The sequence below is a fragment of the Haloarcula sp. Atlit-7R genome, from assembly GCF_003666065.1.
In the GTDB taxonomy this organism is placed as follows: Archaea; Halobacteriota; Halobacteria; order Halobacteriales; family Haloarculaceae; genus Haloarcula; species Haloarcula taiwanensis.
The window spans coordinates 193,789-219,039 of record NZ_QXIK01000001.1; the positions used below are offsets into that span (position 1 = coordinate 193,789).

Genomic DNA, 25,251 nt, shown 5'->3' on the forward strand with positions numbered 1-25,251 from the left:
CATGTCAGACACGGATAGCGGCGATGGGACTGAGATCGAGGAGATCTCTGGCCCAGATGTCGAAGCAATCGAGTTCTACGGCGGACGGTGGATGAGCGTTATTCCCATAGGGCTGTTTATCCTGTGGGCGATTGTCCAGAGTGGCCTGTTCGGAATCGGGGATACGACTGGTCTTGTCGCGGGAATGCTCGTGGCGCTCATCGTCGGGATGTTCTTCGCCAAAGGAGACTGGAAGAACTACGCGAACACCATCTTCGATGGGATGACGAAGCGAGTCGCCGCGACAGCAGTCGTCGCATGGCTCTGGGCAGGGATGTTCTCGAGCACGCTCCAGGCAGGCGGCTTCGTCGGCGGACTCGTCTGGGCAGCGAACGCGGCCGACGTCGGGGGCGCACTGTTCCCAGCCGCCACGTTCATCCTCGCAGCGCTGTTCACGACCGGGATCGGTACTGGTTACGGCGCGGCAGTCGCGTTCTCGGCGCTTTTCTTCCCGGCCGGCATCCTGCTCGGGGCGAATCCGGTGTTGCTGTTCGGAGCAATTCTCTCCGGGGCCGTCTTCGGGGACAACCTCGCGCCAGTCAGTGATACGACGATCGTGAGCGCAGTGACGCAGGACGCCGATATCGGCGGCGTCGTCGCGTCGCGGTTCAAGTACGCTGTTATCGCAGCGATACTGGCGCTTGCGGCGTACGTCTTCGCCGGAAACGCGATGGCCGGGCTGGACATCTCCCAGCAAGCACAGGACCTGTTCGTCCAGAACAGCGAACCAGCGGGACTGTTGCATCTCATCTCCATGCTCGTCGTCATCGTGACAGCGGTCATGGGCCGACACATTGTCGAGGCCATTTCGTGGGGACTCATCGTTGCGGTTGTGTTCAACGTCATCTTCGATCTCGCACCGCTGAGTGACGTGTTGCTGTTCAAAGTTCCCGAAACGTCAGCAGCCGCGAGCTGGGCCGGTGCGCTCCCTGTTGCCGAAGTGGTCGCGCCGCAAAACGCCGGCGTGACCGGCTCGATCTACAACGGTGCAGCCGGCTTCTTCCCGCTTATCGTGCTCGTGTTGCTCATCGTCGCCGGGTCGGAGATCATGATCCGTGGCGGTGGCTTCGAAGCGATACAGGAATGGCTTCTCGAAAATGTCGCAACGGGCGTCCGAAAAGCCGAGACGACGATGGTGGTTGGGACCGCCCTCGTCAACTCGATGATTACGATCAACACGGCAGCAGAGATCGCGATTGCGCCGTACATCGCTCGCATCGGCCAGCGGTACAACATCAATAGCTACCGACGGGCGAATATCCTCGACGCGAACACCTCGGCGCTCGGGTACATCTTCCCGTGGGGCGGCGGCGTTCTCATCGGCTTCGCGACGCTACAGGGCCTCCCGGAGCAGTACGAATGGTTCACCAGCGCGATGATTGTCAACCCCGTCCAGGTGTGGCCGTACGTCTTCCACGGCTGGTTCCTGTTCGGTGTGTTCCTCCTCTCCGCGCTGACCGGCTTCGGCCTTGAGTACACCACTGACCGCAAATCCAAGGATGTGACCCGTCTATGAGCATGCTCAGCAAGTTCCTCACCGGGATGTCCTTCAGGTCGACCACGCCGACGTTCGAGGCGGGCGAAGAAATAGAAGTGTACGTCACGGAACTCGACGAGAAATCCGGCGAGCTGGTCGCACAGGTCGGCGAGACCCGCCTCTACTTCGAAAACGGTGAGGCGGATATCGTCGGCTGTCGCGTGCTCGCAACGGTCGAGTCGTTCGACGACGCCGAGCACCGCGGCCGGGTCACTCACCGGAAGACGCTGTCGCAGGGGTCGTTCTAGCAGTGCCACAGAGTGCCGAACAGTGCAGCGAGCCAGTATAGCGCGACCGATAAAACCGATATAAGAGATTCACAGCATATGAGCAATTCACTCCATTCCACAGCACGACAGCACAACCAGACGACTATCGTTCCCAGTACGGACATCGAAGCGACCGTCGAGATGGCGGACCTCGTCCCGGCCATCGAGGCCGCATTCGCCGCATACGAAAACGACACGGCGCAGATGCCACCGAAGTCCTACATCGACCTGCCACAGCACAACGGGGACTTCCGGTCGATGCCGGCCTACCTCGAAACGGACGACTGGGAGGCGTCGGGCATCAAGTGGGTGAACGTGCACCCGGACAACCCCGACGAGTTCGACCTACCGACCGTGATGGGGACACTCGTATACACGGACCCCGAGAGCGGCTTCCCGCTTGCCGTGATGGACGCGACGACGCTGACGATGAAGCGAACCGGTGCGGCCGCCGCCGTGGCGACGGACCACCTCGCTATCGAGGGGGCATCTTCGCTGGGCATCATCGGTGCCGGCGTCCAGTCCTACACGCAACTGGAGGCCATCTCGCAGGTGCGACCGATCGAGTCCGTCGTCGTTAGCGACCTCGATGACGACCGGGTCCAGCGGTTTATCGACACGTTCGGCGACGAGTTCGACGTGCGCGCCGGCACGATTTCTGAGGCGGCCCAGTGTGACGTCCTGTCGACGGTCACGCCGGTCGAAGACCCCATCGTCACGCTTGAGGACCTCGGGGAGCACACCCACGTCAACGCCATGGGTGCCGACGCCGAAGGGAAGCAGGAACTCCACACCGATGTTATCCGCGAGGCGACACTTGTCATCGACGACTTCGAACAGACGACCCACTCCGGCGAGATAAACGTTCCATGGAGCACAGGCGATATCGACGAGTCGGATATTGACGCCGAACTCGGCGAGATTGTCGTCGAGAGCGCGTCGGGTCGCGAGGACCTGTCCGGGAATACCGTCTTTGACTCGACCGGCCTCGCGATTCAGGACATCGCTGCCGCACGTATCGTGTACGAATCGCTCGGTGACGACAGCGGACACCGCCTCGAAATGGTGTAAGTACGCCGGTCTACAGCACCGGTAGTCGCTCTACAGTGGTATCGAGCGACGCAGTGTCGATGTGGCACGCAGTTGTGGCCCGGTATCATTTGTATGTGCCATCCGACGAGGGGGTATGCGACGCGTCATCATCGACACGGATACCGCGGGCGACGACACACAGGCAATTTTGCTTTCCTGTCTCAGTGACCGGATTACTGTCGACGCAATCACGGTCGTCGCCGGCAACGTTCCATTCGACAGAGAAGTCGAGAACGCGAAGTATACGCTCGAACTCGCCGATTCACTCGACGTGCCCGTCTACGAAGGGGCGAGACAGCCGCTTCTCAAGGAGTTCGAACACGCGACGTACATTCACGGCGAGGACGGCCTCGGCGGGGACGTGTTCCCCGACACCGGCATCGAATCGGCGGCGGGGTTTGGCCCCGACGAGATCGTCGACCGCTGTCGGGCGGCCCCGGGTGAAATCACGCTGCTCTGTATCGGCCCGCTGACCAATCTGGCGCTGGCGTACGCCCGCGAGCCCGAGCTGCCAGACCTCGTCGATGAAGTGTGGGTAATGGGCGGGAACGTCAACTGTGCAGGGAACGTCACCCCCGCCGCGGAATTCAATCTGTGGGTCGATCCCGACGCCGCCAAGCGTGTGTTCGACGCCTTCGAGGTGACGCTCGTCGACTGGGGCGTGTGCCTTCGGGACGCAGTGTTCGGCACTCCCGAGTTCGAGGCGGTATCGGCGTTCGACACGGAACTGGCGTCGTTCTTCGAGTCGGTGACAGCGCAGGCCCGGGCGTTCAACAGTGAGGGCCCCGATGACCCCGGGTGGACGGCACTCCCGGACAGTGTCACCGCCGCGCTGTTTGCGTACCCGGAACTCCGCGAAGCGGTGTCGACGTATCACGTTGCGGTGGACGACCGCGAGGGACTCACCCGTGGGTACACCAGCGTCGATGTCAACGGTGTGACCGACAGCGACCCGAATACCCACGTCGTAGAGTCCGTCGATAGCGACGCCTTCCAGTCAGTCATGTACTCGCTGCTCCAGTCCCGAGACCCCGACAGCGGCATCACCGAGTGAGTCAGGAGCGGAGGCGAACACGAGAGTAACGGACGGTGTATCGTCGTTGCCGCTGTGTGAGACCTGTGGCACCAGTCCCGGTGCCGCGTGTTGTCCCTGGTTTTTACTGGGGGCCGGCGGCATGTCAGGGTATGACGCTTACAGACCGTCTCGACCGGTACCTCCGGACAGCGGGGCTCGAAGCCGTCTGGTTCGCCCGACCGAACTCCTTCGCGTGGCTCACCGGCGGTGGTGACAACGTCGTCGACCGGGAGGTCGGCGTTGGCGTCGCCGCCGCAGGTTACGACGGCGACAAGGTACGGGTCGTCACCGACAACATCGAAGCGCCGCGGCTCCGCGACGAGGAACTCGACAGCGACGTGGCCGTCGAGACATTCGACTGGCACGCACAGTCGCTGGCCGAAGCCGTCGCTGAAGCGAGTCCGACCCCGGCGGCGGCTGATTTCGATGTCCCCGGCTTCGAATCAGTTGACGCCGCGCGTCTCCGTCAGCCACTGACCGAGACCCAGATTGAGCAGTGCCGCGAACTCGCGCGAGACACGGCCGAAGCAGTCGAGGCTGTCGCGCGGAACGTCGAGCCGTCGCACACCGAGCTTGATGTGACCGCGGTGCTCCGACAGAAGCTCGAAGGCCGGGGCATCGCCACACCCGTCGTGCTCGTCGGCAGCGCCGAGCGAGCACAATCCTACCGACACTACACCCCGACAGACGCTGAACTCGGTGACTACGCGCTCATGTCGGTGACCGTCGAGCGGAACGGCCTCCACGTCAGCACCACCCGAGCGGTCGCGTTCGACCCGCCGGAGTGGCTCATGGAGCGCACCCGCAAGGCTGCCCGCGTCGAAACCACTGCGCTGGCTGCGACACAGGCTGCTGGCCGAGATGGCGGCACAGCGGGCGACGTATTCGGCGCGATACAGGACGCCTACGCCGAGGTCGGCTGGGAGGGCGAGTGGCAGAATCATCATCAGGGCGGTGCGACGGGCTTCGCCGGTCGCGAATGGATCGCCACGCCCGGACACGAGGGTGAGGTCGCGCTGCCACACGGGTACGCTTGGAATCCGACTATCGCCGGTACGAAGAGCGAGGACACGTATCTCGTCTCTGCAGACGACGTCGAACTGCTGTCCGGGACCGGCGACTGGCCGACTGAGACGGTCTCGGCGGTCGGCTACGACCTCGAACTGCCGCGGCACACGGTGCTTGAGCTGTAGCGGCGCTGGAACGCTGTTTCCGATTGTGGAGAGAGTGTTTACAACGGGTGTTGTATGAATCCGTGGGTTTAAGGAACGGCTCAGGCTACCCCTGTGTATGACCGCAGCGCGCGCCTGGTGGAAGGAAGCGGTCGTCTACCAGATCTACCCACAGAGCTTCAACGACAGCGACGGCGACGGCGTCGGCGACTTGCAGGGTATCATCGACCGACTGGATTACGTCGCTGACCTCGGCGTCGACGTCATCTGGCTCAACCCGGTGTATCAGTCACCACAGGTCGACAACGGCTACGACATCAGTGACTACCGCGCCATCCACGAGGCGTACGGCACGCTGGAAGACTGGGAGGAGCTACTCGAGGAGATTCACGCCCGGGACATGAAACTCGTCATGGACCTGGTCGTCAACCACACCTCCGACGACCACGAGTGGTTCCAGCGCTCGCGCCGAGACGAGGATGGCTACCGCAACTACTACATCTGGCGCGAGGGCGGCACCGACGAGGACGGTACCCCCGCGCCCCCGAACAACTGGACCACCGGCTTCGGCGGGTCGGCCTGGACCTACGACGAGCAGGTCGGGGCGCAGTACCTCCATCTGTTCCACGAGCGCCAGCCGGACCTGAACTGGGAGAACCCCGAGGTCCGCTCGGACATCTACGAGATGATCGACTGGTGGCTGGCGAAGGGCATCGACGGCTTCCGGATGGACGTCATCAACCTGATATCCAAGCCGGAAGGGTTGCCCGACGGCGACCCGGACACCGGATGGGTCGGTATCGAGCAGTTCGCTAACGGGCCTCGGACACAGGAGTTCCTCGAAGAAATGGCCGCCGAAACGTTCGACAACTACGACTCGATGACGGTCGGCGAGTGCGTCGATATCGACGTCGACACCGCCGGTGACTACGTCAGCGCCGACGGACCGCTGGACATGGTGTTTCACTTCGAGCACATGCTGCTGGACCAGCAGGAAGGGTGGTGGACTATCGAAGACTGGTCGCTGCCCGAGCTGAAGTCGGTGATGGCCGAGTGGCAGACCGAACTCGACGGCTGGAACACCGTCTACCTGGGCAACCACGACCAGCCACGAATCGTCTCCCGCTTCGGCGACGACGAGGCGTACCGCGAGGAGTCGGCCACGCTGCTGGCGACCTTCCTGCTCACACATCAGGGGACGCCGTTCCTGTTCCAGGGCGACGAGATCGGGATGACGAACTGCCCGTGGGAGTCAGTCGAGGAGATCCGGGACGCGGACGCGTCCAACCGCGTCGAACTCGCCCTGCAGTCGGGTGATATCGACGACTACGACGAGGCACGCGACGTTGTCGAGTTCCGCTCGCGGGACAACGCCCGGACGCCGATGCAGTGGGACGACTCCCGGAACGCCGGATTCACCGACGGTGACCCCTGGATAAAGGTCAATCCAAACTACGAGGAGGTGAACGTCGCTGCGGCCGAGGCGACCGAAGACGGTATTCTGTCGTACTACCGCGACCTCATCGACCTCCGGAGCGACCTGGACGTGCTCGTGTACGGCGAATACGATCTATTACTGCCCGACCACGAGACGGTGTACGCCTATCGGCGCACGCTCGACGACCCGGCGGTCGATGTCGACGACGTGCTGGTCGTCTTGAACGTCTCACCGACGGCCACACGCGTCTCGGTCCCGGTCGAGGCCGAGGCAACACCGCTGTTCGGGAACGAACTGGACGCGGCGGTCGAATCCAGCAGCCACGACGGCACAGACCTGGAACTGCAGCCCTACGAAGCGCGCCTCTACGAACTCTCAGAGCAACAATGATGTCATCGCAGATGCTTTCCGACGGCGAACTGGACCGCGAATGGTGGAAAGAAGCAGTCGTCTATCAGATTTACCCACGCAGTTTTAGCGATAGCGACGGCGACGGGGTCGGCGACCTGCAGGGCATCGTCGACCGACTGGACTACGTCGCCGACCTCGGCGTCGACGTTATCTGGCTCAATCCAGTCTACGACTCTCCACAGGAAGACAACGGCTACGACATCAGCGATTATCAGGCAATCTACGACGAGTTCGGAACGATGGCCGACTGGGAAGCGCTGCTCGCGGAAGTCCACGACCGAGATATGCGGCTCGTCATGGACCTCGTCGTCAATCACACGTCAGACCAACACGAGTGGTTCCAGAAGTCCCGACAGCGCGACCCGGAGTACGAGGACTACTACATCTGGCGCGAGGGCGGCACTGACGCGGACGGCGAGCCCGTGCCGCCGAACAACTGGGAGTCCTTTTTCGGGGGCTCCGCCTGGGAGTTCGACGAGGAGCGCGGCGAGTACTACCTCCACCTGTACGACACCTCACAGCCGGACCTGAACTGGCGCAACGACGCCGTCCGGCAGGACGTCTTCGACACCATCGAGTGGTGGCTGGAGCGGGGCATCGACGGCTTCCGGATGGACGTTATCAACCTTCTGTCGAAAGTCGAGGGGCTGCCCGACGGCGAGCCGGACAGCGAATGGATCGGCTCCGAGCATTTCATCAACGGGCCGGAGCTGTCGTCGTATCTGACGGCACTGGACGAGTCGGTGCTGTCGAACTACGACGTGATGACTGTCGGCGAGATGCCACAGCTCACTGTCGAGTCGGCCCGCAAGTACGCCGGCACGGACGGCCCGCTGGACATGGCGTTTCACTTCCAGCACACGAAGCTCGATTACGACGGCGGCGAGCGGTGGTCGGTCGGCGACTGGAGCCTGCCGGAGCTGAAAACCATCGTCGACCGCTGGCAGGACGGGCTGGCGGCGGACGGCTGGAACGCCCTGTACTGGGAGAACCACGACCAGCCGCGGAGCGTCTCCCGCTACGGCGACCCCGAGAACTACCGCCGGGAATCCGCGACGCTGCTCGGGACGTTCGTCCTTATGCTCCGTGGCACGCCCTACATCTACCAGGGGCAGGAACTCGGGATGACGAACGCCGACTGGGAGACGATGGACGACCTCCGTGACGTGGACGCCATCAACCACGCGCGGGAACTCCTCGGGCAAGACGATGTCGAGGACTACGAGGACGTGAGAGAGGTCGTCGGCTACCGGACCCGCGACAACGCCCGGACACCGATGCAGTGGGACGACTCCCGAAACGCCGGCTTCACCGACGGTGACCCCTGGATAAAGGTCAATCCGAACTACAGGGATATCAACGCCGCTACCCAGCGAACGGACGAAGACTCCGTTTACAACTACTACCGGCGACTCATCCAGTTGCGCTCCGACAGGGACGTGCTGGTGTACGGAGACTACACCGACTTGCTCCCCGACCACGAAACCGTCTTCGCGTTCACGCGGTCGCTGTCGACGGACGCGGGAACCGAGCGGGTTCTGGTCGTCTTGCACTTCGATGACGGGAGCGAAACCGTTGCACTCCCGGTCGAGTACGCCGATGCGACGCTGCTCGAGGGCAATTACGACCGCGACGACGCAGATCCGGAAACGGTGACGCTTGCACCGTATGAGGCCCGCGTCTACGAGCTATTCGACTGACAACCGTCGCCCTATGGCACTCCTACCGAAACGGTCGTCGCGAGGCACAGATTCAAGACGCGCCCGTCACCAGCAGTGGTATGTACCTTGCCGACGAGACTTGGCCGGACCTCGGTGACCATTTCGAGACGGAGTCGCTCGCGCTCGTGCCGCTGGGGTCGACTGAACAACACGGGCCGCATCTCCCGCTGGCGACGGACCACCTCATCGGGGAAGCCTTCGCCAGAGAAGCCGCCGACAGGACGGGCTATCTCTGTACTCCGACGATCAACGTGGGCGTGAGCCCCCATCACAGACAGTTCAACGGGACGATGTGGGTCGACGCGCCGGTGTTTCGCGACTACGTCGAGTCATTCACACGGAATCTGGCCTACCACGGCATCGACCGGGTCATTTACGTGAACGCTCACGGCGGGAACGTCGAGCACCTCCGTGAGGTCGGCCGTCGGCTCCGGGACGACGAAGTGCTGTACGCCATCGAGTGGATGTGGGACGAGAGCATCCCAGACCTCGTGGACGACCTGTTCGAACAGAACGGACCACACGGCGGCCCGAAAGAAACGGCCATGATTCAACACCTGCGCTCCGACCTAGTTCACGACGACCGCCTCGAAGACGCACGGGACGGTGGGATTCCGAGCGTTGCGGCAGCCGAGACAAAGAAGTACGGCTCGCGAACCTTCTACGACGCCGCTGATAACACCGACAACGGTGTTCTGGGCGACCAGACTGATGCCACGGCCGAAAAGGGCGCGGAGATGTTCGAGGCCGCGACCGAACAGCTCGTCAGGCTCTGTGAGTGGCTGGACGCGCAAGCGTTCGACGACCTCCTGCCGAAGCCACACGTCTGAACCGGACACCGCAGGAGCGAGTCCCCGGGCTCGCCTGGCAGGTGGCTTTTTGCGACAGGCGGATGTACGGCGGATATGGCCCTCCTCCTGTTTCCCGGTATGCCCGGGGCTATCGAACTGGTCATCCTCCTCATCATGATGGGGCTGTTTCTCGTTGTCCCCCTGGCGCTCATTGTCGCCGCGTACCTGTTTGGGAAGCGCCGCGGCAGAGCCGAAGTGAGCGACCGAACCGAATCCTGACCAATCGCCAGACAGCGGCCAATCGGCGTGTTACGGCCCTCTCGCCGCGAATCGACTCGTTTATCGGTCCCACCCTATGAGGGGAATGTGTGTCCCCACCGAGTCCCCACCCGGAGTCGCTTCGTAGCCGAGCGTTCGAAATAACGGTCGATGACGGACGAGAGACCTTCAACGCGCTCAGTATCGAGCACGCCGACTGTGAGACGGAGTGGATCATCTCCGATACTGTGTGTGCGCTCGAAAATATGCGATAGCTGGTCGCCAAGGCGTTGTGTCGCTACGGTAGCGGACTACGACGACCGCTGACCTGTCGTGACCAGCCAGACCAACTAGTGTGGCCATGCCTGGCCAGACAAAGATCCGCAATCCAGCTTACTCGGTCGGGACGGGGCCAGTCCCGATGACGTCTCGGACCGCGTTCTCGAACTCCTGCCGGTCGGCGAAATACGGCACGTCGACATCTTCGAGTACCGTTGCGAGTTCCTGCGGGCCGTCCGGCGTCCGTATCGTCGTGTCTCCCTCGCGGTCGACGATGGTGCTGTGTTCGATGCCCCAGGTGAGCCGGGCCGAGACACGGGCCAGTGGCGCACCAGCAACGTCTGGTCCGTCGCCGAGTTCGACAGCCGGCTCCTCCGCGTCCTCGCTTTCGTCGTCGCTCATACCCGAACAGTGCCCGTGGGTCCGATTAGTGCTTTCGGAACGGTTCGCGTGTCCGTTGGGCTGCGTACGCGCGTGCCCGCGTCATGCATCTGTCTGACGGGTAGTTTTATCGGATGTAGCAGTAGTGTACTGCATGACTAGTCTCACCGACGTGTACGAAGGGGAGGTTGGGCGCGTCGCATCGCGCCGCCAGCAACTCGTCGGGACAGCCCTGTTTCTCGTTGGTGTTGCCGGACTCGTCGGGGCAATCGCACTCGCAACGACCACCGTCGGCAACAGATACGGGCTGGACGCCTACGCAGCTAGACAAATCGCCGGCATCATCGCCGGCCTCGGGCTGCCGTCGGTTATCCTCGGCGTGTTCGCAGTGTTGCCGGCCAGTCGACGAATCCGGCTGACTGCCCTTGGCGGGACAGGCGTCGCTGCGGTCGGCGTCTGGCTGTTCCAGTCGCTGTATCCCTACAGCTGGACCAGCAGCGACCCGCTGCTGGCACTACTTACCGGCGTCGTCTACTTCGCCGGCATCGTGACGACGTTCTGGTGTCTGTTCGCGTCGCTCGCGACGTTCAAGACGCGAAACGACCCCGGTGAGACGGCACGCATGGAAGTGACCGAGGAAGGGACGATTCGCCTCGTCGAGGAAGCCCGAACGCTCCCGGGGCTGGGCGGCATCGGGTTTTTCGGACAGGACCCGGAGGGCACAGTCGAGACGCAGACGAATAGACCGGGAGCGAGCGGCGCTGTCAGCGACGGCGGGACCGGACAGCCCTCGGATGATGCGCGCACGGCCAACGGCCGCCACCACCAACCGTCGACCGACACGCAGTCTGACCGCAACACGCGGTCCCAGCGACGGTCGAACAGCGGCGCAGCGACGGAGTCGGGCCGCCAGGCAAACGCACGCTCGAACACCGGGCAGCAAAACACCGCGTCGCGTCGAAGGGACCAGAGTGGGCCCTCTGAGAACGCGCTCGACCCGAGGATAGCTGAGGCCGGCCCGGAAGCCTCGCCGTCGACCGATGGCGGCACGGCGACGACGGGGCACGACGCAATTACCGAGACGGCGGTCCATCAGGGCGAGCCAGACACCTACTGCGGGAACTGCCGACACTTCGAGTACGTGATGCAGGACGGCGACATCGAGCCGTACTGTTCGTTCCACGGTGAGGTCATGGATGACACGGAAGCCTGCTCGGCGTGGGTTCGCAACGACTGAGACGGTCGCCAGTCCGATTTTGCTGTTCGTCTCACAGCGTACGGCGACACGGAGAGACAGAGCGGTTCGGTCAAAACCGGGTATTTAACACGGTCGGCAGGCAAACGATGGTACTACAATGGAGTTTTGCGACGAATGCGGTTCAATGATGAAAACGGACGACGAGCGCTGGGTCTGTGGCAGTTGCGGCTACGAGAAGGCTCGAAACGCCGAGGCCGAACAGGAGATGGCCGTCACCACGCAGGGCCAGGAGGAGTCGGAAGTCGTCGACACCTCCGAGGTCGATGCCGAAGACATGGGGCCGACGACGGGCGCACGTTGTCCAGAGTGTGGCAACGAACGGGCCTTCTACGAGATGAAGCAGATACGCGCGGCCGACGAGTCTGAGACACGCTTTTTCACCTGTACCGAGTGCGAACACAAGTGGCGAGAGGACGACCACTGAGGCCAGCCCGTGCCCACTGACCCCGCGTACCCGGACGTACCCACTGATCAGTTGCGCGATGGCGGCTGGGAGCTCGTCGACGAGAGCGTCGAAACAGTCTTTCAACTACCGACGGCCCGCGTCGAGGGGGCGACGAAAGTGTACGACGCCGCCGAGACACGCGCGGCCGTCCGGGACGCAATCGGGCTCAACCACCAGTGGCGGTTCTTCTTCGCGACCGCACTGTCGTTTACCCCGCCGCTCGCGCCGGGCATCGGACCGGCGATGATTCTCCCGACAGTCCGCTCGGAGGCCCAGTCGGCTTTCGCCGATGAACTGGCCGACAGGGGGTTCGAGTCCATCGAACGCGGGCGGAGAGAACAGGTTCGCGTGGACAGCGGCGACCGGGCACGGCTCCGGACCTACAGCGCCGAACTCGACCTCGAACCGGTCGACGCGACGCTGTCGATTACTGGCTGGGTCGGCGTCTGGCACAGCGGCGGGTTCCGCATCGCCGCCGGAGCGTATCCCGACCGGTCGCTGGCAACACTTCTGAATGTGGAAAATCCGCCCGAACCGCTCCGGCGGACACCGTCGGACTACCGGACCGAACTGCTGGACCTCATTCGCGCCGTGGCGTAATCGCCAGAAGCATGCCGTCGAGGAACAGCTGAATCGGCCCGAGGCCGAGTCGGTTTGCAAGTGAACTCGGAACAGCGTCCGCACCGAGGCGGGCGACGGGCGCTCCGCGAACCCGGATTTCAGCCGTCAGTCCGGCAGCAGCCAGCGCCGCGGCGGCGTTCCTGCCCTCGACCAGTCGATCGCGCCAGAGATCGAGCGCCGCCCCGAACGACGGCAGGTCGACGGCGACGAGGTCGTCGTATCCCCTGACGGTGAACGCGACCCCGTCCCGCTCGACGGTCAGATCGGCGTCGACGAGGAGGTCCGGCTTTCGCTCGAGCAGGTCGAACAGATCACCGACCGCCTTCGTCGTGGTGGCCACTGTCAGTCGTTATCGCGTGTCGTGATAGTTAGCGTGCCGTCGACCCGCCAGCGAGCGTGTTCAGCGTCTTCGCCGGCCTTGCTCGGGACATCGACTTCCATGTCGTCGAAGTCGTACGTTATTTCGGCATTGCGTCCAGTCAGGCGGTCGTAGAGCCCGATTGCGAGGTCTGGCCAGGTTGTCGTCTCCATCGGCGTTTCTGATTCGCTCATGCAGTATTCCATACGTACTCAAACATGTTTAAAGCCGACCCCAACAACAGGGGGTTGGCAGACTGACAGGTGCAGTCAGGGACGCCGCGCGAACGTCAGATAGCCGGTGTGGCCGACGCCGCCGGTCGATGGGCGGGAGCCGCGGTCGTCGAAGTCCATCTCCCGCTGGATTGTGTCGAGCGTTTCGACGCCGTCGAGGCCGACCTCGGTGGCCGTCGCCACGACTTCGCGCGTGTTCTCCACGAACGGGGAGTACACCGCCAGCGAGCCGCCGCGGTCAAGCAGCGTGGGCGTCCGCTCGACCACAGTGGGGGCGTCCTCGGTGTCGAGGGTCAGCACGTCAAACCCCGAGAGGTCGTCGAGATCGTCGGTGATATCGCCGGTTCGGACCTCGACAGTGTCCGCGACGCCGGCGATCTCCATGTTCTGTCGCGCTACCTCGGCGAACTCGGGGTCCTGCTCGTAGGTCACCACGTCAGCGCCGATGCGGCCCATGTACGCGCTGAGGATTCCGGTCCCGGTGCCGGCATCGAGAACGCGGTCCGCCGCGGCGACGCCGGTCTTGCCGACGACCAGCCCCACGTCGCGGGGCATCATCGGCGCGCCAGTCCGTTCGAGGTGGGTGAACAGGTCCGGGCCGCGCAACCGACGGACGGTGAAGCCGGTGCCCAGATGGGTCTCGACGACATCGCCCGGTTCCACGTCCTCGGGGACCTCCAGAATACCGAGGTCGGACTCGAAGCGCTCGCCGGGGTCCAGCAGGTACTCGCGGTCTTCGTGGACGAAGAGGTACGCCACGTTACTCCAGTTCGTCGACCGCGTCCGCGAGGTCGCCGTCGTTGGCTTCGAGCGCCTCTCGCGCAGTGTCTTCGTCGACGCCGGCACGCATGGCGACGAGTTCGACGTCGTCCTCGTCGACGCCGGAGCTGCTGTCGCTCTCGTCCGAATCGCCCTCAGCCGCCGCAGCTGAGCCCTCATCGGAGCCGAGTTCGCGGCTTTCGGGTTCGCCGACGACCTGATACGTTTTCTGGCCCTGGGCTTCCATGAGCTGGACCTCCGCGTCGTCGAAGACGAGCTCCTCGTCGGGTGTGCGGATAATTACTTCCTGCGCATCGATGTCCTCCATGTCGATGCCCATCTGTTCCATCATCTGCTTCATCTTGCGCGGGTTCATCCCGCCGCCTCCGCCAAACATACGTAGGACTGGCGGGGCAGGGCAGAAAAGCGTAGCGACCCGGACCCGGACAGGTGTTCGTCACGGGACAGGCCGGCCGACTGGGCGAAACCGGCACACACCCACGGCTTCGTAACGATTCTAAGGCTCGCCCGTGCATCCCCGCCGTGTCACTGCTGTCTATCTTCGCCACGGCGATCCTCCCAGTCGTCGTCGCTGCGGCCGGCTTCGCGCTTGGCCGGCTGAAAGGCACCGACCCTGACGCACTCAACACCATCACGGTATACGTCCTCGCGCCCGCGCTGGTGGTCCACAGCCTGACCACGTCGACGCTGGCCGGCGGGACGATTCTGAGCGTCGTCCTCGCTGTCGTGCTGTTTACCACCGCGATGCTCCTCCTCGCGGAAGGCGTCGGCCGTCTGACCGGACACTCCGAACCGCTGCTGGGCGCGTTCGTCCTCGTTTCTATCTTCCCCAACACTGGGAACTACGGCATTCCCCTGGCGGATTTCGCCTTTGGTGCGACAGGACGGAGCACCGCCGTCCTCGTGACCGCGCTGCAGGGCGTGTTGCTCTACACCGTCGGCATCTACATCGCCGCCCGAGGCAGTGCGAGCAGTCCGCTGGCGGATATGCGTCGCGTGTTCGGTGTGCCGCTCGTCTACGCCGTCGTCGTCGCGCTCGGCCTCCGCTGGCTCGGCGCGGTCCCGCCGACGGAGTCGACGGTGATGCAGACGCTGGAACTGCTCGGCAACGCCTCGATTCCGGTGATGTTGCTCATCCTCGGGATACAGCTCTCGAACGTCGACGGGAACAGCGACTTCCAGTCCGTCGGTATCGCCAGCGCATTGAAACTCCTGTTAGCCCCGGTTCTCGCGTTCGCCGCAGTACTTGCCGTCGGGTTCCAGAACCAGACAGTCGCGCGGGTGGTCGTGCTCCTGCTCGCGACGCCAACCGGCGTGACGACCAGCATCCTCGTCGGTGCGTTCAGCCACGGGACCGGGGACCGTTCGCCGGGTGAGCTCGTCAGCGCGACGGTGTTCCTGACGACCGTCACCAGCGCGGTGACAGTCACGCTGCTGGTGTGGCTGCTGCAGTCCGGGCTCGTGTTGTGACTACTCCTCCCAGTATATCCTGATCTCGCCAGCGGTGATGTCAACGAAGTGGTTCGAGCCGCTGCTGACCGCAAACCGGCCGATAGTCCGTTCGAGAGTCCGGCTGGGACCGCCAGCAACCGCGACGGTAATCGTGTACGTCCCGGTCGAACCGATCATCGGGTCGTACTCGACCGAGTCGCCAGCAGCCAGCGTCTCCGTCTCATCGAGGAGCGTCGTTTCGTCGTGTGTGATGGTGAACGTGACGGTCTGCTCATTGCCCGTGTCGTTGTCGACGACAAACAGGATTGGGTCGTCAGGAGCGGGCGTTACTGTCGGTGTGTCCTGTGATGTTCCAGTCGTCGGTGCTGTCGACTGTGCTGTTGGCGTCGCTGTCGCTGTCGATGGCGTCGAGCCGTTCATCGCCGTGTCGTCACCGGGTGCGACACAGCCGGCGACTGGGGAGAGCGCGAGCGCGGCGAGGAGCGTACGGCGGCGCATATCGCTCGTCCCGACGGGAGCAGCAAATGCTTTCTGTCACACGAGACGGTGTCGAGCAGGGCCGGAGCGTGCCAACTCCAAGGTCGACACGTACCGGGAGGCGCTACAGACTCCGTCTCAGTCCGTTGCGCCCTGCCTGACCTTCACGGCCATCCCCGTCTCGAAGTCGTCCATGCCGCTGCCGGGCAGTTCCGCGCGGCCGACGGCAAGCAGAGAGCCGTCCTCGTGGACGACGAGGGCCTCGTCGCCCGGTCGGAGCGTCGGGTCGGCCGACTGGACGAACTTGGCGAAGGCGTTGCGGCCCTCGCGGATGAACGGCTCGCTCTCGTCGCCGACGACCACGCGGTGTCGCGGCGTGTCGAACGCACCGAGGAGCCGGGTCCCGCCGGCGAGCCCGAGTCGAAAGCGGCCGTCGGCACCGTACGTGGCGATGCGGCCGTCCGTGGCATGGACCTGTCGCGGACGGCCGGAGCTGGTGTGTGTTACGTCGAGGGCGTCAGGGCCTGCGAACAGCGCCGTCCCGCCGCCACCGCCGAACTGGTAGTCGGCCGCACGCCGGAGCCCCCGGAACTCGTCGTCACTCATTGCTCGTGTTCGATGCCGGGTCATAAACCGCCTTTCGGTTCTGTCTGCCCCACTATCCGGCGCAGTTCGAAATGAGATGTGTGCCCGACCGTGGCTGCCCGGACCACGGCCGGCAAAATCGTGTGGCAATGGGAATGCCACTCCCCCCGATCCGTTCCGAATCAACGGTCCAGCCCGACGGGTGACGGCCCCGAACCGGAATGCCATTGGTTCGCTCCGTCAGTCGCCCCGGCCCGAGTACACGGGGCGCGTGCCTCTGTATCCAATCCGTGGTCGGAGGACCGACTACGATGCCTGGAACTGCAGTGGGTCTCCGTCTCGCGCCTGGCCCGTGACGAGCAGCCGCGAGGTGTCTCGACTATCCTCAGCGCGTGGCAACATACCGTCTCTGTGACCCAACTGGTGGTGGGCACTACAAGGGGATGTGTTTGCTGCTTCAGTCATGAAGGTGGGCCGAAATTATCATGCTAGAGCGGCGGCGATATCGCAGAAAAGTGTGCATTGCTGCCTTGTGCCATACTTTCCTCCGTCGGTTTTGGGGAAATTTATACCGGATGACTTCTTAGAAACGGGTGATATGGCTACTGACACGCGAAAAGTGATGCTGGGTGCTGCACTGCTGGTGATCAGCACTGTGCTCATCCTTGGTACAGGGGCAATCGACATCGGCATCCCGGCCGCCGCCGGAGCGCTTGCTGCACTGGGACTGGCCGCCGGTGCCCTCCTCGTTGGAACGTCAGAAGACGGTCGCCCGGTCTAACCGCCGATTTTTCTCGATAACAACCCAAACACCGTAGCTGTGAGTCTGTCGAGCCACGGGAAGCCGCGGGAGGGCATGTCGCTCGTGGGTGAACCAGCAGTGGTCACAGCGGCAGCCCACATGCTGGCGTAGCTATAGCAGGAACCTGTCGGAATCGGCGCTCATGTCGATAAACCCATCAACGGCCGCTTTGAGGTCTTCGGAGGACGACTCCTCGAAGCCCATCGCTTCGACGCGACAGCCTTCGTGGCGGAGATACCGACAGACACGGGCGAAGTCCCCGTCACCGGTGCAGAGCACTACCGTATCGACGTGGTTCGCCAGCGAGACCGCGTCAAGGCTCATTCCGACATCCCAGTCCGCCTTCTTCGACCCGTCCTGAAATGTCTTGATGTCCTTGATGCGTGTCTCGAAGCCAATGTCGACGAGCGCTTCGAAAAACGTCTCTTCTTCGGGCGAGTCCGCCCGGATGACGTAGGCGATAGCACGAGTCAGTTCGCGGCCGTCAACGGCCTCTTCCAGTAGTGCCTCGTAGTCGATGTTCCGCGAGTAAAGACTCCGGGCAGTGTGGTAGAGGTTTTGCGCGTCGGCCAGTACGGCCACGCGCTGTCCCGGCTGGGAAACTGTCATATCAGGTATTGGCTATCGGCCCGAATATGCTTTCGGGATACAAACGTGAAACAGCGGCGCATTTATGCCCCAACTACCCAGTTGTTGTAGATTCAGCAGTTATACTCGCGGCCCGAATGTATCAATCTAGCGACCGGATATACGGTAGTGCAGCCGAACGATTTATTAGGTCAACCGTCTGTCAGTACGTATGATGACAATTCAACGAATGGTATTTCGTGAGCCAGAGGGGCGGCAGCAGGGTCTCCTCTTCTCACTCTTCTCGTTCATCTGCATCCTTGGGTGGGTGTATTTCGGGATTGTACTCGACGGCCCTCACAACATGCTCTTTTTAGGCATCGCGTTCGGACTCTCTGGATTCGCTGAGTTCCTGCCCTCGGACCGACGGCGTGCAGCGGGTGCGCTGCGAACCCTCGGTCTCGGCACCCTCGTTCTCTTCGTGATTCTCCTCGTCTCTGCTCCAGAATCAATCTGGGGTTGAACGCGAGTAATCGGGCTTCAGTAAGATACCTGCCCACTGACCGGTTGTTTCAGACAACAGTGAGATAACTAAACCGTAGTCGCTCCGTCAACGCCCCGATAGCACTTTAGCTGGACCGTGAACGGCGGCAGCGAGAACACAAAAGCTAAGTCGGTCACACGCGGTTACTCGACCATGCGACAACGCCTTCAGTCCGGAACCGCCTCATGGCTCACCGGTGAGGGCGTCGTCCGCGCAAAGCGCAAGCCAACGTTTTAGTGACTCGTGGCGGACGTGGCGACTCCGTCTCGGGTCAGGTCGTTTGACACACAACAGCCGGTGGTATCAGCCGGCCTTCGCACCGTTTCCGACCGGACAACCTAACCCACAGCGACACTCGACACACAGCAATGACAGCTATCGACTTCCGCGGCGTGTTCCCGGCGATGTGCACGCCGTTTCACCAGGACGGCAGTATTGACTTCGAAACACTCAGAGAGGACGCTCAGCGGCTCGAATCCGCTGGTGTCGACGGCCTCGTTCCTGTCGGCTCGACCGGCGAGTCGGCGACGCTCTCACACGACGAACACATTGAGGTCGTCGAGGCGGTCATCGACGCCGTCGACGACGTGCCAGTCATCGCCGGCTCGGGCTCGAACAACACCAAGGAAGCGCTGGAGCTATCCCGGCGCTCCGCTGAAGCCGGTGCTGATGCTCTGTTGCTTATCTCGCCGTACTACAACAAGCCTGAACAGCAGGGGTTCATCGACCACTACACGACGCTGGCCGACGCCGTCGACTTGCCACAGATCGTCTACAACGTCCCCTCGCGGACGGGCCAGAATATCGAACCCGAGACGGCGGTCGAGCTCGCGTCGCATCCGAACATCCGGGCGTACAAGGCCGCAAGCGGCGACATGAACCAGATTTCCGAGATTATCGAGTGCACCCGGGACGAGGACTTCGCGGTGCTGTCCGGTGACGACGGGATGACGCTGCCGATGCTGTCGGTCGGCGGCACCGGCTGTATCTCCGTCTCGGCCAATATCGAACCGGAGCGCACCTGCGCGATGGTCGGCGCAGCGCTGTCTGGCGACTTCGAGCGCGCCCGCCAGATCCACCACGAACTCGGTCCGCTGTTCCGCGCGATGTTCGTCGAGACCAACCCCATTCCGGTCAAGGAGGCCATGCGGATCCGGGGCTACGGCCCGGCACATCTCCGCTCGCCGCTGACTCGCCTCTCGGACGAACACCTCGACCACCTGCGTGACGTACTCGCCACGCTCGAAACCGAGGACCTCGAAGACGAGTACGCGGAGGCCGAGCGATGACGCGGGTGGCGGTCAACGGCGTCACCGGCCAGATGGGTGGCGCTGTCATCGAGGCCGCCACCGACAGCGAGGTCGTGGTCGGCTTCGCCACCAGCGAGACGGATGCCGTCGAGAGCGTCCCGGTCGTCGACCCGGCCGACGCCGCCACGGCGCTCCGGGAGTACGACGTGGACGTTGTCGTCGACTTCGCCGTCCCCGAGGGCGCGCTGACCGTCGCCGAGGCCTGCGCCGAAACAGGCGTGCCGATGGTCGTCGGGACCACCGGCTTCGACGAGGACGGACTGGCTCGCCTGCAAGACGCAAGCGAGGTGATTCCGCTGCTGAAGGCGACCAATTTCTCGCAGGGGATTCAGGTCCTCCAGCGCCTCGTCAGCGAGGCTGTCGACACGCTCGAGGACTACGACCTCGAACTCATGGAGACCCACCACAACCGTAAGGTCGACGCCCCGTCGGGAACAGCCACCAGTATCCTCGACGTGATTCAGGAAGAGCGCGACGTTGAGCCGGTGTACGGCCGGGAGGGACACGCCCCGCGCGAGGCGGACGAAATCGGCGTGTTCGCCCGCCGTGCCGGCGATATCCGCGGCGAGCACGAACTCGTGTTGGCCGGCAACGACGAAGTCCTCTCGCTCTCGCATCGGGCCGAAGACCGCGGCGTGTTCGCCGCCGGCGCACTCGATGCGGCGGCGTGGCTCGTCGGCCGTGATGCCGGCTGGTACGCCTTCGGCGACGTTGTAGACGCGTAATACGGGCTACGCTGCGCAGTACATATCCAATTATATGGACTAGTACACTGCGATAAATATTAGAAGCATACTTATATGTAGGTCTGTGCGACAATTTCGCATGGCTACGAACCAATCCGTTCGACTCCCCGCGTCTGACTGTCCCCGATGTGCAACCTCGTTCGAAGTAACGGCTCTGCGAATCAGTATGTGCCCGGAGTGCGGCTACATTCCCGGCCACGGGGCCGACTGAAGCGGGATTAGCTGGCGCCGAGGTCCTGGTACCTGGCCGCGAACTGGTTCGGTTGCACTGCTCGCGGTCGACCGCATCGAAACAGAACTGCGAACAGGACAATTACGTGTCGGCGGGCGGCGATACGAGGGTTACAGCTGTTCGAACGTCCACTTCTGGTTGTCACCACCGACGTAGCTGTACTGCTGAACGTTCGCGCCGTCAGACGTTGCGCCTGCCTCGACATCCAGCGCCTTTCCGCTGTGGCGTGCCAGCAGTCGGTAGGTACCGTCGGCGTTCTCCGTGATGGCCCACTGCTGATTCTCGCCGCCGCTGTACTCGTACTGGTGGACGTTCGCGCCATCGCCGGTCGCAGCCGCCTCGACGTCCAGCGCCTTCCCGCTGTGGACGGCTTCCAGTTTGTAGTAGCCGGTGCCGAGGTCAGTGACGACCCACTGCTGATTCTCACCGCCGCTGTACTCGTACTGGTGGACGTTCGTGCCGTCACTGGTCGAAGCGAACTCGACATCCAGCGCTTTCCCGCTGTTCTCGTTCCGGAGGACGTACGCTTCACCGGAGACGATGTCGTTCGTGTCACTGCCGTCGGACGGGACGATTCGCATCGCGGTCCCGCCGCTTGCGCCCATCGAGAGGGTCACGCTGTCACCCGCGGTCACGTCGTAGTCGCTGATGACGACCGCTGTCGGGTTGTTGTCAACGCCAGCCTCGGCAGCGTCGGCGTACTCGGTGACAGTCCAGCCGTCAGTCTGACTCGACAGGAAATCGAGTGAGACGGTCACGTCGCGGGCAGTTCCGTCGGTCATCGCGCCGAGATACCACTCGCTACCGCTGCGCTTGGCCGTGACAACGTAGTCCCCGATCTGGCCGTCGACAGCGACCGTCTCGTCCCAGCTCACGGGGACGGTCTCGATGAAGTCGAACTCCGGTTCGGTGTCGTAGTTCTCGGCGGCGGCGACGCTGTCGGTGAAGTCGGTGTAGGCAGCCGGGAACGGTGCACCGGCACCCTGCTCGGTGACACCGACGGTGTTGAGGTTGAAGCCACCGACATCGTTCGGCCCGAGTTTGATAGCGAGCCTGTTCGTGCCCGCATCGAGTTGGACCGAAACAGTATGGATGTCCCACGTATCCCAGTACGTGGTGAACGACGGCGTAAGTGTCTGTTCCGTACCGTTAACGACGAGGGCTGCTTCGGGACCCCCGTTGTTTTGAACCGCTGTCGAATTGTCTTCCTGGTCGGCGGCGTAGCGCAGGTGGAGGTCGTAGGTTCCGGCACTGGGGACATCTGTGACGGTGAAACGCACCGTCGCGCCCTCTGGCTCGCGGTTCGGATCGACTGGAACGTAGTGCGCGCCGAAGGCGTTGCGCCAGCGGTCGGCAGTAATCATGCCGTTCAGTGTGCCTGACTGGGCCTGAATGAACTCACCGACTCCGAACGACTCGTCGATATAGGCCTCCATCCGGTCGGCGGCCATCTGGATACCGCCCAGATAATTCGGGTACATCGCGAGCTGTTTGGCGCGCGTGGTCTGAATCTGGTCGCCTTCGCTGTCGTTGAACGTGATGTCGAAGATGCCGGGCTGGTAGCTCGTCGGACCGGCCAGCATCCGGGTAAAGGGGAGAAGGACGTGGTGGTCCCGACCGACGTTCGCACCCAGCGAGTCGAACCCGTCGTACTCCTGAGCCTTGACGACTTCGCGGGCCGCGACGTTCGGGTAGGTCCGGATTTCCCCCGTTGGCTTGAGACCTTCATGGATCTCCAGCATCTGTCGGTTCGCGGCCGCCTGCTGGATGACAAAGCGGTGGTGGTTGACCGAGGTCTGACAGTGCTGGTTGTGCGACGGGGTCGAGCCGTCGCCATCGAAGCCCAGTCCGGGGTCCGAGACGTAGCCGTTCTTGATAGACCGGATGCCGGCGTTCTCGTAGCCCGAAAAGATGTTGTCGGTGTTGATTTCGTCCTCGTAGGTGACGATGTTTCCGGCCGTCTCGTTGTGCATCGTCATCTCGACGGGGTTCGAGCGGCTTGCACCGTAGTCGGTGACCTCCTGAACGTCGAAATCCGGATAGGATTCGTTGACGGCCATCTCTAACCCAGTGCCGTCCCCAGGGTAGGTGTCCCACCCCTGATTCCACCCTTCGGCGAGCACACTGTCGATGCCGTGCTCGTCGGCGAACTTCATGTACCGTTTCATCCGCTCGGTCCGCGCTCCGTGGACGTATTCGGCAGGGTTGTTGCCGTTGCTCTCGATTTCGCTGTCGCTTTTGTACTCCCAGTTGGCGCTGCCTGCGATCATCGTCCACCAGATACCGGTGTACTTCCGGCCACTTTCCAGCCAACCGGTGTCGGCTGTACCGTCCGAATTCGTCGGGAACACGCTCTCATCCAGCGGGTCAGCGAGCAGTGGCACCAGCTGTGATTCGACGAGATCGCCGGGCGAGGTCCCGATCTGGACAGTCCGCCAAGGCGTGACGTGCGGTGCCGACGCCGACACCTTGTTTCCGTCCGGGAGCGGGGCCAGGTCGACGGCCATCTCCTTGCTCCCGCTGTCGGACTGGGAGGCGAGTGCCATCGACGCGTAGTCGTCGAGGTTCGACTCGTGAACGCTGAGATACGTCCCGTCGCCGGCCGCCATCGTCAGCGGGGTGTGTGCACCGGCTCGGACGACGTTGTCGTTGGGACGAATCGTCTTATTCCCGGCCGGAATGTCGCTGAGCGAGCTTTCGGTGTACTCCTGCTCAAAGCGGGGATTGACGTACTCGTTCTCGATCCACCACGCGGTGTAATCGCCGCTGAAATTGAACTCCGTCGTCTCGCTGCTGATGGTGAAGTCGCCGAAGTCGTCGTCGAACGCGACGCGGAAGCCGAGGCCGTCGTTGAACACACGCACTTCGATGTTCGCCGACCGGCCGGGGCTCGCCGTTTCTTCCAGGCCGACCCGGAGATAGCTGTACTCCTCGGAGACTGTCGCGAAATCACCCCATTCCGGCTCCCACGTCTCTGTGGTGGTTCCGCTCTCGCTTCCCGTGACAGTGATGTCCGGTCCAGACCCGCTGACGGCTGTGCCAAAGGCCGCCTGGTCCGCGAACTCGAACCCGATCGGGGACGGAGCGATGTACGTCGTCCCGCCGAACGCAACCTCGTACTGCGGGACGCCCGAGGAGACATCGATAGTCACCGTAATAGTGCTATCTGGAGATGTCACCTGCTGGGTATCGGAAGCGTCACCAGCGGTTACCTGCGCTGCCACCGCATCGGGGACCTCCTTGGAGTACGCTGCGGCTGCCACCAGCCCTGAAAGACCGCTGAGGAAGTCACGCCGATTCACCGAACGATCGTGCCAATCGTCGTCAGTCATCCGGGTTGTAAATTTACAATAATCTTAATAAACTTTTTTCCAGGTCAGCTGACAGTCGTGCATCCTGGCGGTTATGTTACATTAAAACCATTTTCCGACCCCGGCAGTACTGTGCAGAAGCGGTCGCCCCGAGTCGAAACCCCGACAAGTAATACCATCCGAGAAATAGTGACTCTCATGAGCCTCAAAGCCGATATCGACGACCTCTGGCAACGGAAACAGGACGGCCTCTCAGCGGCCGACGCGACCGACGACCACCTCGCCATCCTCGACGAGTTCCTCGCGGCCCTGGAAGCCGGCGAGGTCCGCGCCGCGGAGAAGTCCGGCGGCGAGTGGGAAGCAAACGCCTGGGTCAAGCAGGGTATTCTGCTGAACTTCGGCCTCCGCGAGACGGTGGCCCGCGAGTACGGCGGCGTCGACTACCACGACGTACTGCCGCTGCGCGAGACCGCGGACCTCGGCGAGCGCGGGACCCGCAACACGCCGGACGGGACCGCCATCCGCCGGGGCGCGTACCTCGGCGAGGACTGCATCATGATGTCGCCCTCCTTCGTCAACATCGGGGCCTACGTCGGCGACGGCACGCTCGTCGACTCCTGTGACACCGTCGGTTCCTGCGCCCAGATCGGCGAGAACGTCAAGCTCGGCGCAAACACGCTCATCGGCGGCGTCCTCGAACCGGTCGAGAACGCGCCGGTCATCGTCGAGGACGAAGTATCGCTGGGTGCTGGCTGTCGCGTCACCAGCGGCTTTGTCGTCGGTGAGGGCTCGATTGTCGGCGAGAACACGCTCCTGACGCCGCGGATTCCCGTCTACGACCTCGTCGAGGACGAGGTGCTGTACGGCGAACTGCCGCCGGAGCGACGCGCCTTCCAGCGGTTCGTCGACTCCTCCGTCGGCGAGAACGACCTCATCCCCGGGGGCGCGTACAAGCCCGCTGTCGTGGCGACTGACGTGGAGGAGGAGACGCTGGAAGCGACGGAGCGAGAGGACGCGCTTCGGGAGTAGCGAGGCGCGCGAACGCAGTGAGCGGGCCTCGACGGAAC

General features: G+C 63.3%; 28 protein-coding genes. 19 read left to right on the top strand and 9 right to left on the bottom strand.

Annotated features, from left to right (window positions below):
* The first annotated feature begins 1 nt into the window (after position 1).
* From D3D01_RS01030 to D3D01_RS23920, 10 genes are all read left to right on the top strand, one after another.
* A complete protein-coding gene (locus tag D3D01_RS01030) occupies positions 2-1,555 on the top strand; it encodes a Na+/H+ antiporter NhaC family protein (protein ID WP_121510957.1) in 1,554 nt (517 codons plus the stop codon).
* Positions 1,552-1,824: a hypothetical protein gene (locus D3D01_RS01035; protein WP_101349622.1), complete on the top strand. Its 273-nt coding sequence runs from the start codon at positions 1,552-1,554 to the stop codon at positions 1,822-1,824. Before D3D01_RS01030 ends, D3D01_RS01035 begins: the two co-directional genes overlap by 4 nt.
* 78 nt (positions 1,825-1,902) lie before the next feature.
* Entirely contained in the window at positions 1,903-2,916 is a 1,014-nt protein-coding gene (locus D3D01_RS01040; protein ID WP_121510958.1) for an ornithine cyclodeaminase family protein, read from the top strand.
* A 115-nt stretch (positions 2,917-3,031) separates the two neighbouring features.
* Positions 3,032-3,991, top strand: a complete 960-nt coding sequence (locus D3D01_RS01045) for a nucleoside hydrolase (RefSeq protein ID WP_121510959.1) — start codon at positions 3,032-3,034, stop codon at positions 3,989-3,991.
* A 131-nt stretch (positions 3,992-4,122) separates the two neighbouring features.
* A complete protein-coding gene (locus D3D01_RS01050; protein ID WP_121510960.1) occupies positions 4,123-5,205 on the top strand; it encodes a Xaa-Pro peptidase family protein in 1,083 nt (360 codons plus the stop codon).
* Positions 5,206-5,302: 97 nt separating this feature from the next.
* Complete coding sequence (locus tag D3D01_RS01055; RefSeq protein ID WP_121510961.1) at positions 5,303-7,012, top strand: alpha-glucosidase; 1,710 nt, start codon at positions 5,303-5,305, stop codon at positions 7,010-7,012.
* Positions 7,009-8,733 carry an alpha-glucosidase gene (locus D3D01_RS01060; RefSeq protein ID WP_233563188.1) on the top strand — a complete coding sequence of 575 codons (1,725 nt, stop codon included), beginning with the start codon at positions 7,009-7,011 and terminating at the stop codon, positions 8,731-8,733. Before D3D01_RS01055 ends, D3D01_RS01060 begins: the two co-directional genes overlap by 4 nt.
* Positions 8,734-8,813: 80 nt before the next feature.
* Entirely contained in the window at positions 8,814-9,584 is a 771-nt protein-coding gene (locus D3D01_RS01065; protein WP_121510962.1) for a creatininase family protein, read from the top strand.
* 75 nt (positions 9,585-9,659) lie between these two features.
* Entirely contained in the window at positions 9,660-9,824 is a 165-nt protein-coding gene (locus D3D01_RS23915) for a hypothetical protein (RefSeq protein WP_158598762.1), read from the top strand.
* An 89-nt stretch (positions 9,825-9,913) separates the two neighbouring features.
* Positions 9,914-10,078, top strand: coding sequence for a hypothetical protein (locus tag D3D01_RS23920; RefSeq protein ID WP_004962921.1), 165 nt, complete (start codon positions 9,914-9,916; stop codon positions 10,076-10,078).
* A 118-nt stretch (positions 10,079-10,196) separates the two neighbouring features.
* Here the strand turns inward: D3D01_RS23920 and D3D01_RS01070 are convergent, their stop codons facing one another.
* Positions 10,197-10,484 (bottom strand): DUF5789 family protein, encoded by a 288-nt coding sequence (locus D3D01_RS01070; protein WP_121510963.1) that lies wholly within the window; start codon positions 10,482-10,484, stop codon positions 10,197-10,199.
* A 133-nt stretch (positions 10,485-10,617) separates the two neighbouring features.
* Between D3D01_RS01070 and D3D01_RS01075 the strand changes: the two genes are divergently transcribed.
* The 3 genes from D3D01_RS01075 to D3D01_RS01085 all read left to right on the top strand — a co-directional run bounded on the left by D3D01_RS01075 (position 10,618) and on the right by D3D01_RS01085 (position 12,766).
* On the top strand, positions 10,618-11,700 hold the full coding sequence (locus tag D3D01_RS01075; RefSeq protein WP_121510964.1) for a hypothetical protein: 1,083 nt from the start codon (positions 10,618-10,620) through the stop codon (positions 11,698-11,700).
* 118 nt (positions 11,701-11,818) lie between these two features.
* A complete protein-coding gene (locus D3D01_RS01080) occupies positions 11,819-12,145 on the top strand; it encodes a transcription factor S (RefSeq protein WP_011222897.1) in 327 nt (108 codons plus the stop codon).
* A gap of 9 nt (positions 12,146-12,154) precedes the next feature.
* The gene (locus tag D3D01_RS01085; protein ID WP_121510965.1) at positions 12,155-12,766 is read left to right on the top strand and encodes a hypothetical protein; all 612 of its coding nucleotides are present in this window, start codon (positions 12,155-12,157) and stop codon (positions 12,764-12,766) included.
* Here D3D01_RS01085 and D3D01_RS01090 read toward each other — a convergent pair.
* The 4 genes from D3D01_RS01090 to D3D01_RS01105 all read right to left on the bottom strand — a co-directional run bounded on the left by D3D01_RS01090 (position 12,747) and on the right by D3D01_RS01105 (position 14,534).
* Complete coding sequence (locus D3D01_RS01090; protein WP_121510966.1) at positions 12,747-13,127, bottom strand: hypothetical protein; 381 nt, start codon at positions 13,125-13,127, stop codon at positions 12,747-12,749. The genes D3D01_RS01085 and D3D01_RS01090 overlap by 20 nt on opposite strands.
* 2 nt (positions 13,128-13,129) lie before the next feature.
* A complete protein-coding gene (locus D3D01_RS01095; protein WP_004962941.1) occupies positions 13,130-13,339 on the bottom strand; it encodes a hypothetical protein in 210 nt (69 codons plus the stop codon).
* A 75-nt stretch (positions 13,340-13,414) separates the two neighbouring features.
* Positions 13,415-14,137: a methyltransferase domain-containing protein gene (locus tag D3D01_RS01100; RefSeq protein ID WP_004962944.1), complete on the bottom strand. Its 723-nt coding sequence runs from the start codon at positions 14,135-14,137 to the stop codon at positions 13,415-13,417.
* A gap of 1 nt (position 14,138) precedes the next feature.
* On the bottom strand, positions 14,139-14,534 hold the full coding sequence (locus D3D01_RS01105) for a nascent polypeptide-associated complex protein (protein ID WP_121510967.1): 396 nt from the start codon (positions 14,532-14,534) through the stop codon (positions 14,139-14,141).
* Positions 14,535-14,680: 146 nt separating this feature from the next.
* On the opposite strand from D3D01_RS01105, the gene D3D01_RS01110 reads away from it, so the two are divergent.
* A complete protein-coding gene (locus D3D01_RS01110; RefSeq protein WP_121510968.1) occupies positions 14,681-15,628 on the top strand; it encodes an AEC family transporter in 948 nt (315 codons plus the stop codon).
* On the opposite strand, the gene D3D01_RS01115 is transcribed toward D3D01_RS01110, so the two are convergent.
* Entirely contained in the window at positions 15,629-16,108 is a 480-nt protein-coding gene (locus D3D01_RS01115; protein WP_121510969.1) for a hypothetical protein, read from the bottom strand.
* Between the two features lie 117 nt (positions 16,109-16,225).
* Positions 16,226-16,693 (bottom strand): PUA domain-containing protein, encoded by a 468-nt coding sequence (locus D3D01_RS01120; RefSeq protein WP_121510970.1) that lies wholly within the window; start codon positions 16,691-16,693, stop codon positions 16,226-16,228.
* 577 nt (positions 16,694-17,270) lie between these two features.
* Between D3D01_RS01120 and D3D01_RS01125 the strand changes: the two genes are divergently transcribed.
* Complete coding sequence (locus D3D01_RS01125; protein ID WP_053968535.1) at positions 17,271-17,453, top strand: hypothetical protein; 183 nt, start codon at positions 17,271-17,273, stop codon at positions 17,451-17,453.
* A 132-nt stretch (positions 17,454-17,585) separates the two neighbouring features.
* Here the strand turns inward: D3D01_RS01125 and D3D01_RS01130 are convergent, their stop codons facing one another.
* Entirely contained in the window at positions 17,586-18,083 is a 498-nt protein-coding gene (locus tag D3D01_RS01130; protein ID WP_053968536.1) for an NYN domain-containing protein, read from the bottom strand.
* 190 nt (positions 18,084-18,273) lie between these two features.
* On the opposite strand from D3D01_RS01130, the gene D3D01_RS01135 reads away from it, so the two are divergent.
* From D3D01_RS01135 to dapB, 3 genes are all read left to right on the top strand, one after another.
* Entirely contained in the window at positions 18,274-18,564 is a 291-nt protein-coding gene (locus D3D01_RS01135; protein ID WP_233563190.1) for a hypothetical protein, read from the top strand.
* A gap of 389 nt (positions 18,565-18,953) precedes the next feature.
* Positions 18,954-19,874: a 4-hydroxy-tetrahydrodipicolinate synthase gene (gene dapA / locus D3D01_RS01140; protein WP_121510971.1), complete on the top strand. Its 921-nt coding sequence runs from the start codon at positions 18,954-18,956 to the stop codon at positions 19,872-19,874.
* Positions 19,871-20,620: a 4-hydroxy-tetrahydrodipicolinate reductase gene (dapB, locus tag D3D01_RS01145; protein WP_121510972.1), complete on the top strand. Its 750-nt coding sequence runs from the start codon at positions 19,871-19,873 to the stop codon at positions 20,618-20,620. The genes dapA and dapB overlap by 4 nt, the downstream gene beginning before the upstream one ends.
* Positions 20,621-20,983: 363 nt before the next feature.
* Here the strand turns inward: dapB and D3D01_RS01150 are convergent, their stop codons facing one another.
* Positions 20,984-24,205: a glycoside hydrolase family 97 catalytic domain-containing protein gene (locus D3D01_RS01150; RefSeq protein WP_121510973.1), complete on the bottom strand. Its 3,222-nt coding sequence runs from the start codon at positions 24,203-24,205 to the stop codon at positions 20,984-20,986.
* 177 nt (positions 24,206-24,382) lie between these two features.
* Here D3D01_RS01150 and D3D01_RS01155 point away from each other — a divergent pair, with 177 nt between their 5' ends.
* Positions 24,383-25,213, top strand: a complete 831-nt coding sequence (locus tag D3D01_RS01155; protein WP_101349603.1) for a 2,3,4,5-tetrahydropyridine-2,6-dicarboxylate N-succinyltransferase — start codon at positions 24,383-24,385, stop codon at positions 25,211-25,213.
* Positions 25,214-25,251 lie beyond the last annotated feature (38 nt).